We start from the raw sequence: 6,745 nt of genomic DNA, 5'->3' as shown, positions 1-6,745 counted from the left end.
GAGGGAGCTTGCTCCCGTTGGGGCGCGAAGCGGCCCCAAAAATGGGACTGCTACGCAGTCCAGCGGGAGCAAGCTCCCTCGCCACAGGTCGCAGGTTTTTCTGCTTTAGCGCTTAACTGACCGGCATTAGGGCTTGCCCCCGATAGTGGCCTTACAGTCGACTCATGCATTGACTGATCCGCCGCCATTGGGAGCAAGCCCCCTCCCACTTTCGTTTGTGGCGTCTTTAGAGATATTTCTTGTCGCAGTTCTTTTTCAGACATTTGTTGCAAAGATCTACAATCCCGCCGCTTTTACCGCTAGTCTGCGGACATCTGCAATGCCGACCACAGCCTTCTACAAGAGCCCGGCGATGACTGATCTGTCCCGAATTCAGGGGCCTGCCGGCGCGGTGATTCCGAGCCTGGAAGGTCGTTTCTACAGGCCGCCACTGCCTGACGGCTACGTGCTGCGCCCCCGCCTGTGCGAACGCCTGGGTGCCGGCCTGCAAGGGCGATTGCTGCTGGTCAGCGCACCGGCAGGGTTCGGCAAGAGTTCCCTGGCGGTAGAGTTCTGCCAGAGCCTGCCCGCCCACTGGCAAAACCTGTGGCTGGGCCTGAGCCCGCGAGACAGCGACCCTGGCCGTTTTCTCGAGCGCCTGCTCGAAGGCTTGCGCCAGTATTTTCCGGATATCGGCGCGCAATCCCTGGGCCTGCTGAAAATGCGTCAGCGTCACCAACCCTTCGCCTTTGAAGAATGGCTCGACGGCCTGCTTGATGAGCTGACCGCGCACTTGTCCATCCAGGCGCCGCTGTTGCTCGTGCTGGATGACTACCACTTGGCCCAGGGGCCGGTGCTGGACCGTTGCCTGCAATTTTTCCTCAACCATTTGCCCGATGGCCTGGTGGTGCTGGTCACCAGCCGCCAGCGTCCGGACTGGCACCTGGCGCGCCTGCGCCTGTCGCGGCACCTGCTGGAATTGAGTGAGCAAGACCTGCGCCTGACCCATGACGAATCCCTGGCCGTGCTGGATCGGCACAGCAGTTCGTTGCGCGGTGAGGCCTTGGAAAACCTGATTCGCCGCAGCGAGGGCTGGGTCGCCGGCCTGCGCTTCTGGCTGCTGGCGGCTTCCGAAGCCGGCAACGACAGCGCCCTGCCGCAGGGCCTGAACGGTGGCGAAGGGCTGATTCGCGATTACTTGCTGGAAGAAGTCATCGACTGCCTGCCTGCGCAGGTGCAAGCGTTCCTGTATGACACCGCGCCCCAGGAGCGCTTTTGCAGCGAGCTGTGCGATGCGGTGCGCGAGGCCCATGACAGTCCGGAAATCCTGCGCTACCTGCAAGCCCATCAGGTGTTCCTGGTGCCGTTGGATGAACACGGTCATTGGTACCGTTATCACCATTTGTTTTCCGACCTGCTGCGCACTCGCCGCGAAAAGAGCGCCACGTTACCGCTGGCCAGTCTGCACCTGCGGGCCTGCCGCTGGTTCAATGCCCAGGGCTTGATCGATGAGGCAGTGGAGCAGGCTCTGCGGGCCGGTCATCTCGATGTGGCGGCGAACCTGGTGCAGAACCTCTCCGAGGAACAACTGCTGGCCGAGCAGAATATCGGCATGCTGCTGCGCTGGAAAATGGACTTGCCCGACAGCCTGCTGATCAGCACGCCGCGCTTGATCGTGCTTTATAGCTGGGCGCTGGGGCTGGCGTGCCAGTTGGATGCGGCGCAGGAATTATCCAGCTACCTGAGTCGCTTCCTGCCGGCGCCGTCGGCCACCGCGCAGAAATCCATGCTGGCGCAATGGCTGGCGCTGAGCGGGATCATCGCCCGTGGGCGAGGTGACCGCGAATTGACCCTGCGCTATTGCAACGAGGCGCTCGAGAGCCTGCCGCACAAGCGTTACGGCCAGCGGTTGATGTGCCTGTCGACTCTTTCCAACCTGGCGATCGTCGACGCCGATCTGTGGCGCGCCCGTGGCCTGAATCGCGAATCCCTGGAACTGGCGCAGCGCGTCGGTAACCCGCTGTTTGAAGCCTTGGCCCATTACGACCGGGCGCGGGTGTTGCAGGCGCGGGGCGAGATCCTGCGCGCCCTGGAGGAAGTGCGCCACGGTCTGCAGCGTCTGCACGGGCTGGCAGCCCAGCGGCTGTATGCCGTACGCGCACGCTTGTCGCTCTATGAAGGCTACTTGTTGCTGTTGCGTTACCAGCCCGAAGCCGGACTTGCACGTTTGCGTGCCGGCTTGATCGAAGCCCGCGCCTGCCGGGATATCAGCGTGCTGATCGGGCACTGCGTGATCGCCAACTTCGAAGGGCGGCGCGGCGATTTCGCCACGGCCTTTGCCGAGTTGGCCGAGGCTGAACGCTTGATGCACATCTGGGATGTGCCGCCGATCTACTACCTGGCGATGATCACCTTGATCAAATGCGAGCTGTGGCTGGCCCAGAGCCGTACCGATCTGGCCGATGCCTGGCTGACCCGGCTGGGGCAGACCTACACCGGCGAACAGGCCGCCGCCGCACCGGAGTTTCATCCACACTTGCCGCAACATGTGGAATTGCAACAGGCCGCGCTGGATGCCATTCGCCATCAACCCGACGTGGCGCTGCAACGGCTTGAGGACCTGGCGCAACAGGCGCTCAACAGCGGGCGCCAGATGATCGCCCTGATGGCGTTGGCCCAGCAGGCGCATTTGTTGCTGACATGTGGCCAGGAAGCCAAGGCCGGGCCGGTATTGGCCCGCGCACTTGAAGCCGCCGCCGGGGGCGCGTTGCAGCCGTTCCAGCGGTTGCTGGAGCAATACCCGGATTGGATGCGCGAGCAGTTGGGCAAGCACCCGCATGGCCTGCTCAACCAGGCTTTGCTGGCGCTGCTACCGGCAATCGCCGCCATTGGAGGCTCGCCTCACCCTGAAACCCTGAGCACACGGGAGCTGGCGGTACTGCAACTGATCGCCCAGGGGTGCTCGAACCAGGAGATCAGCAACCAGCTGTTCATTTCCCTGCACACGGTGAAAACCCACGCCAGCCATATCAACAGCAAGCTGGGCGTGGAGCGCCGCACCCAGGCGGTGGCGCGTGCCAAGTCGATGGGCTTGCTGGGCTGATTGCGCGGCCGCTCATTGGGCGTTCGGACACTGCTTCAGGGACGAGCCGGCGGCGCTGTTGATCAGTGCGGCGAAGCGCTTGAGGTTGTTCTGATGCGCCACTACCACATCATCGATGCTCGGGCCCGCTTGCGTTTGCAAGGTTGAGCGGCAGGTCAGCCCGGAGCGATCACCGCCGCCGGCCGGCCTGAGGCGCCAACGCACGTCGAGCAGCGCGTACTGCCCGGGCACCGAATCGAAGCGCTGCACCTCCACACGCAACGACACGGGTTGTTGGGCATCGCTGCTGGCCAACTGGTCCACCAGCGCGCTCCTCAGTTCATCGGCAAGGCTGGCGGCCCACCATTGGGTTTCCAGAATCGCCAGGCCGCTGTCGCCCTGGCGGATCACGATCTGCGCCCGGTCGACCTGAGGCGGCACGCTGATGCTTTCAACGCGGATGCCGCCGGTATCCGAGCGCGTGGCGTGATTCCAGTGCGCCGGGGTCAGGGTGTGGAATGCAATCGGCTCGCTGCGGCACGCCGCGAGCAGCAGCAGGGCGGTCACCAGGGTGATTTTCAACGGCAATGTCATGGCGGCTCCAATGGTCATTTGCGAGGTGGCCCTTGCAGGTCCAGGGGCGCGGCATTCTCGGCGCGACCGCGGATCAGCGACTCCGGATGCCGGCCCAGGTAATCCGAGAGTTCGCGCAAGGAGCGCGACATGCGCGCCAGTTCGTCCAGGGTCTGGGTCAGTTGCTCGCGTTGCGGCGAGTCTTCGGCCAGGGTTGAACTGGCCGACTGCAGGGTCTTGCTCACGTCGCCCAGGGTTGTCTGCACGCCGGGCAGGGTCTTGGCATTGAATTGGGCGAGACCCTTGCGCAGCTCGACGAGGCTGGCGTCGAGGTTGCCGGCGATGCGCTCGACTGGCAACTGGCTGATCTTGTTGACGATGCCTTCGAATTTCTCCTGCAGTTGTTCGAGGTTGCCCGGGAGAGTGGGAATGCCCACGGGGCGCTGGTTCGGGTCAAACGCGACTTTCTCGGCCTTGGGGTAAAAGTCCAGGGCGATGTAGAGCTGGCCGGTCAGCAGGTTGCCGCTGCGAGCCTGGGCGCGCAGGCCGTTTTCGATGAAACTGCCGATCAGGCGCACGCCGGCCGCCTCATCATCAGGTTTGTGGTTCATCGCCTTGAGCAGCTTGGTATGTGCCTGGCCAAGCAGTTGCGGATAGATCACGATGCCGACGTTGACCGGAAAGCTGCGTTTGCGGGCATCGAAATCCAGGTTGATCGAAACGACCCTGCCGAATTCAACACCGAGAAATTCCACCGGCGCGCCGACTTTCAGCCCGCGCAAGGCCTGATCAAAACGAAGCACCATGTATTGCCCTTCGCCATTGGGCGGGGCGAGGGCACTTTGCTGGTCTTCGAACAGCTCAAAGTTGCGACTTTCCTCGGCGGGCTTGTCGTTGGGGCTGTAGGGCGGTGCCAGGAAGGAGATCCCGCCCATCAACATGGACGACAACGATTCGGTCTTCATCTCAAAGCCGTTGGCACCGACGCTGAGATCGACACCGCTGGCGTTCCAGAAACGTGTGTTTTCGGTGACGTACGCATCATTGGGCGCATGCACGAACACCTCGATATTCACGCCCTTGCCTTCGCTGTCCAATTGGTAGGCAACGACCTGACCGACCGGGATTTTGCGGTAATAGACCGGCGAGCCGATATCCAGCGACCCCAGGTCCTGGGTATGCAGGGTAAAGCGTTTGCCGGGCTCGCCGTAGGTGATCGGCGGTGGGTTCTCCAAGCCGATGAACTGCCTGGCACGGGTATTGGATTGGCCAATATCCGCACCGATGTAGTCGCCGGACAGCAAGGTATCAATGCCGGACACGCCACCGGCACCGATGCGCGGGCGCACTACCCAGAACTTTGAGTCTTCACGGGTGAAGCTTTCGGCCTGCTTGACCAGTTCGACGGTGGCGTTGACGCTTTTCTGGTCATCGCTCAAGGCAACACCGGTCACCTGGCCGATGACCACGTTGCGGTACTTGACCTCGGTCTTGTTGGCGACCAGCCCGCTGCCGGTCTTGAAGTTGAGGGTGATGGTCGGCCCTTGTTGCAGCATGCTGTGAACCACCAGCGACAGACCCACCAGCACGGCGACAATCGGCACGATCCATACCAGCGAAACGCTGAAGCGACGTGTCTTGATCTCGGGTTGCCCTGCGGGTGTGTCAGCCTTGGACGAGCTCATCCGAGGTCTCCTCATTGTGTGGATTTTCCCAGATCAGCCGGGGATCGAAACTCATGGCCGCCAACATCGTAAACACGACCACCAGACCAAAAAACAGAATACCCAGGCGCGGCTCTATGGTGCCCAGCGCCTGGAACTTCACCAACGCGGCTACAAGCGCGACCACGATCACATCCAGCATCGACCAGTAACCGATCAGCTCGATGAACCGAAACAGCTTCGAGCGTTCCTTGCGCGCCCATTGGCTATTGCGCTGCACGGTGATCAGCAGCAACCCCAGTGACACGAACTTGATGCCGGGCACGGCAATACTGGCAATGAAAATGATCAGGGCGATGTCCCACGCGCCATGCTGCCAGAATTCCAGCACGCCGCTCATGATAGTGCTGTCCGCCCCGGAGCCGAGCATGGTGGTGTTCATCACCGGCAATACATTCGCCGGCACATAAAGGGCGAGCGCAGTGAGCAGGTAGGCCCAGGTGCGGGTCAAGGACTGAACCTTGCGCCGGTGCAAGGGAGCACCGCAGCGGTCGCACTCGGTGGGTTCGCTGCGCATGTCGCAGGGCTGGCCGCAGGTGTGACACAGGCACAGGTTGAGCTGGCGGGCGGTGGGCGGGGAATTCATAGGGTGTCCCACAGGTCGCGCACATCGCGCCCGGCGATGCGGATCAGCAAAAGGCTGAGGGCGGCCAGCGCGAACAGGCCTATGCCGGGTATCACCTCGAGCATGCCGGCCAGCTTGAAGACGGCCACCATCGCGCCCAACAGGCACACCTCCAGCATGCTCCAGGGCCTGAGTGCTTCCAGCCAGCGCATGCTCAACTTGAAGGCCGGTGAACGCCTGCCGACGAGGGCGAAACTCAACACCCAGATCAGCAACAGCAACTGAAAAACCGGCGCGATAATGATGGAAATCGCCGCCACCAACGCGATGAACGTGATTGGCCCCAGGCTCAGCGCCACCACCGAATCCCAGAGCGTCGCGCTGTTTTTCAGGCCTTTCAGGCTGATGCTCATCACCGGGTAAAAATTGGCGAACGCCCACAACACCGCAGCGGTGAGCGTCAACGCGAGGCGCTGTTGCACCGACAGGCCGTTATAGCGCTGCAATACCCCATCGCAGCGAATGCACAGGGCTTTTTGATGCTTGGCGAGGGCAACTTTCTGGTACACGCAGTCGCAGTGTTCGCAGATGACCTGCTGATTCGGCATAGGGGCTGCTCCAAAAGCGACTGGCTGCGGGGTTGGCCGTTGCCGGGGAGTCAGTCGCGTTTGCGTAGCTTAGCAGCGGATGCCGCTGTTTTACCTGTTACTCGGCATCATCTCCTTGCGGGTAGAAAACGTTGTGCGTATCTCACAACAAAATCGGCCTCGCGCTTGCTCGAGCCAAAGCTCTTCGGCTTTGATGAGCCCGCGCCGTGTGCCG

Annotated in this window: 5 protein-coding genes; 1 reads left to right on the top strand and 4 read right to left on the bottom strand. The window is 62.3% G+C overall.

Translation table 11 applies throughout. The features are described 5' to 3' along the window. Positions 1-352 precede the first annotated feature (352 nt). A complete protein-coding gene (locus Q1V60_RS01740) occupies positions 353-3,082 on the top strand; it encodes a LuxR C-terminal-related transcriptional regulator (RefSeq protein WP_300626934.1) in 2,730 nt (909 codons plus the stop codon). A 12-nt stretch (positions 3,083-3,094) separates the two neighbouring features. Here Q1V60_RS01740 and Q1V60_RS01735 read toward each other — a convergent pair whose 3' ends face one another. Genes Q1V60_RS01735 through Q1V60_RS01720 form a run of 4 tightly spaced genes read right to left on the bottom strand, consistent with a single transcriptional unit; the run spans position 3,095 to position 6,531 of the window. Beyond that, a complete protein-coding gene (locus tag Q1V60_RS01735) occupies positions 3,095-3,655 on the bottom strand; it encodes a PqiC family protein (protein ID WP_300626931.1) in 561 nt (186 codons plus the stop codon). Positions 3,656-3,669: 14 nt separating this feature from the next. Then, positions 3,670-5,319, bottom strand: coding sequence for an MlaD family protein (locus tag Q1V60_RS01730; protein ID WP_300626930.1), 1,650 nt, complete (start codon positions 5,317-5,319; stop codon positions 3,670-3,672). Then, entirely contained in the window at positions 5,300-5,944 is a 645-nt protein-coding gene (locus Q1V60_RS01725; protein WP_300626929.1) for a paraquat-inducible protein A, read from the bottom strand. Before Q1V60_RS01725 ends, Q1V60_RS01730 begins: the two co-directional genes overlap by 20 nt. Further along, the gene (locus Q1V60_RS01720; RefSeq protein ID WP_300626928.1) at positions 5,941-6,531 is read right to left on the bottom strand and encodes a paraquat-inducible protein A; all 591 of its coding nucleotides are present in this window, start codon (positions 6,529-6,531) and stop codon (positions 5,941-5,943) included. The genes Q1V60_RS01725 and Q1V60_RS01720 overlap by 4 nt, the downstream gene beginning before the upstream one ends. Positions 6,532-6,745 lie beyond the last annotated feature (214 nt).

The organism is Pseudomonas sp. (genome assembly GCF_030147005.1).
In the GTDB taxonomy this organism is placed as follows: domain Bacteria; phylum Pseudomonadota; class Gammaproteobacteria; order Pseudomonadales; family Pseudomonadaceae; genus Aquipseudomonas.
The sequence above is the reverse complement of the archived record's forward strand: the minus strand, read 5'-3'. Positions and strand labels throughout refer to the sequence as shown.